Genomic DNA, 2,403 nt, shown 5'->3' with positions numbered 1-2,403 from the left:
GGCGCGGGCAGGGCGCGCAGCTAAAATGCGGGTTATCCCTCGCGATCCCTGCCTCTTCATCAAGAGAACTTCATGAGCCTGCACAAAGTCCCCCCCGGCGCCAAGGCGCCCGAGCAGTTCAACGTGATCATCGAGATCCCGATGAACGCCGACCCGATCAAGTACGAGGTCGACAAGGAAAGCGGCGCGCTGTTCGTCGACCGCTTCATGACGACCGCGATGCACTACCCCTGCAACTACGGCTACGTGCCGCAGACGCTGTCCGACGACGGCGACCCGGTCGACGTGCTCGTGATCACGCCGTTCCCGCTGTCGCCGGGCGTCGTCGTCACCTGCCGCCCGATTGGCGTGCTGAAGATGGAAGACGAGGCCGGTGGCGACAGCAAGCTGCTCGCGGTGCCGATCGACAAGGTGCTGCCGATCTACACGCACTGGCAGAAGCCCGAAGACATCAACCAGATGCGCCTGAAGGCGATCCAGCATTTCTTCGAGCACTACAAGGACCTCGAGGCCGGCAAGTGGGTCAAGGTGACCGGCTGGGAAGGTCCGGAATCGGCCAAAGCCGAGATCAGCAGCGGGCTGGCTGCGTACCAGAAGGCTGCCGCCGCGAAGGGCTGAGTCACCCGCCGTCACGAACGGACATGCAGAGAAGGGGAGCCGCGGGCTCCTCTTTTTGTTGGCGGAACCTCGGCGAAGGACAGCGCTCTACACTGCGCCCTTCGCTTCGGATTCCCCCGCCCCATGCTGAAACGTCTCCTGCCCGCCGTTCTCATCGTTGCCGGCACTCTGCTGGTGCAGACCGCTTCCGCACAGGCCCTGCCGGCCGGTGTCAACAAGGTCCAGACGGTCGAAGGCATCACCGAGTACCGCCTCGCCAACGGCCTGCAGCTGCTGCTGATCCCCGACGACTCCAAGCCGACCACCACGGTCAACATGACCTACCACGTCGGCTCGCGGATGGAGAACTACGGCGAGACCGGCATGGCCCATCTGCTGGAGCACCTGCTGTTCAAGGGCACGCCGAAGCACCGMACCGTGTGGGCCGAGTTCACCAAGCGTGGGCTGGCTGCCAACGGCAGCACCTGGTTCGACCGCACCAACTACTTCGCGAGCTTCTCGGCCAACGACGAGAACCTGCGCTGGTACCTGGACTGGCAGGCCGATGCGATGGTCAACAGCTTCATCGCCCGCCGCGACCTCGACACCGAGATGACGGTGGTGCGCAACGAGATGGAGATGGGCGAGAACAGCCCCGACCGCATCCTGCTGCAGAAGACCGTCGCCACGATGTACGAGTGGCACAACTACGGCAAGGACACCATCGGCGCGCGCGCCGACGTCGAGAACGTCGACATCCCGCGCCTGCAGGCCTTCTACCGCCAGTACTACCAGCCCGACAACGCGACCCTGATCGTCTCGGGCAAGTTCGAGCCGGCCAAGGTGCTGCGCTGGGTCGGCGACGCGTTCGGCAAGATCCGCAAGCCCACGCGCAAGCTGCCGGTGCAGTACACGCTCGACCCGGCGCAGGACGGCGAGCGCAGCGTCACGCTGCGGCGTTCGGGCGGCACGCCGCAGATCTTCGCGGCCTACCACGTGCCGCCAGCGGCGCACCCCGACTACCCGGCCATCGAGGTGCTCGATCTGGTGATGGGCGACACCCCCTCCGGCCGCCTGCACAAGCGCCTGACCGAGAAGCAGCTGGCCGCCAGCACCTTCGGCTTCGCGCAGGCGCTGGCCGAGCCGGGCTTCACGCTGTTCGGCGCGCAGCTGGCACCGGGCCAGGCGGTCGAGCCGGCGCGCGAAGCGCTGCTGGCCACCGTCGAATCGACCGCGAGCGAGCCCGTCACCGACGAGGAATTCAAGCGTGCCCAGGGCAAGTGGCTGAAGGCCTGGGAACAGGCGTTCACGAACCCCGAGACGGTGGGCGTCTCGCTCAGCGAATCGGTGGCCCAGGGCGACTGGCGGCTGTTCTTCCTGCTGCGCGATCGCGTGCGTGACCTGAAGCTGGCCGACGTGCAGCGCGTGGCCGACCAGCGCTTCATCGCGTCGAACCGCACGCTGGGCATCTACCTGCCCACCGACAAGCCGCAGCGCCCGCCGGCGCCGGCCAAGGTCGACGTCGCGGCCGAGCTGAAGGGCTTCAAGCCGCAGCAGGCCCAGGCCACCGCCGAGGCCTTCGACAGCTCGCCGGCCAACATCGACCAGCGCACCCAGCGCTTCCAGGTCGGCGGCGTCAAGGCGGCGCTGCTGCCCAAGGCCTCGCGCGGCGGCACCGTGCATGCGACGCTGACGCTGCACTTCGGCACCGAGAAGAGCCTGGCCGGCCTGAACGACGTGCCCGACGTCACCGCCGCGCTGCTCGACAAGGGCACGAAGACGCTGACCCGCCAGCAGGTGCAGGAC

The 2,403-nt window shown here is 67.4% G+C and carries 2 protein-coding genes; both read left to right on the top strand.

What is annotated here, in order from left to right; translation table 11 throughout:
* The first annotated feature begins 72 nt into the window (after positions 1-72).
* Complete coding sequence (gene ppa / locus AC1D15_RS27250; protein WP_047511809.1) at positions 73-618, top strand: inorganic diphosphatase; 546 nt, start codon at positions 73-75, stop codon at positions 616-618.
* Between the two features lie 123 nt (positions 619-741).
* Positions 742-2,403, top strand: a 1,662-nt coding sequence (locus AC1D15_RS27245) for a M16 family metallopeptidase (protein WP_477828467.1), incomplete at its 3' end; no start/stop codon positions are given.

It is taken from the genome of Rhizobacter sp. P2_H2 (assembly GCF_056403375.1).
This window is presented reverse-complemented; position numbering and strand designations above follow the sequence as displayed.

Coding starts and splice junctions, on each gene's coding strand:
- ppa (WP_047511809.1), top strand. CDS start 73: ATGAGCCTGCACAAAGTCCCCCCCGGCGCCAAGGCGCCCGAGCAGTTC.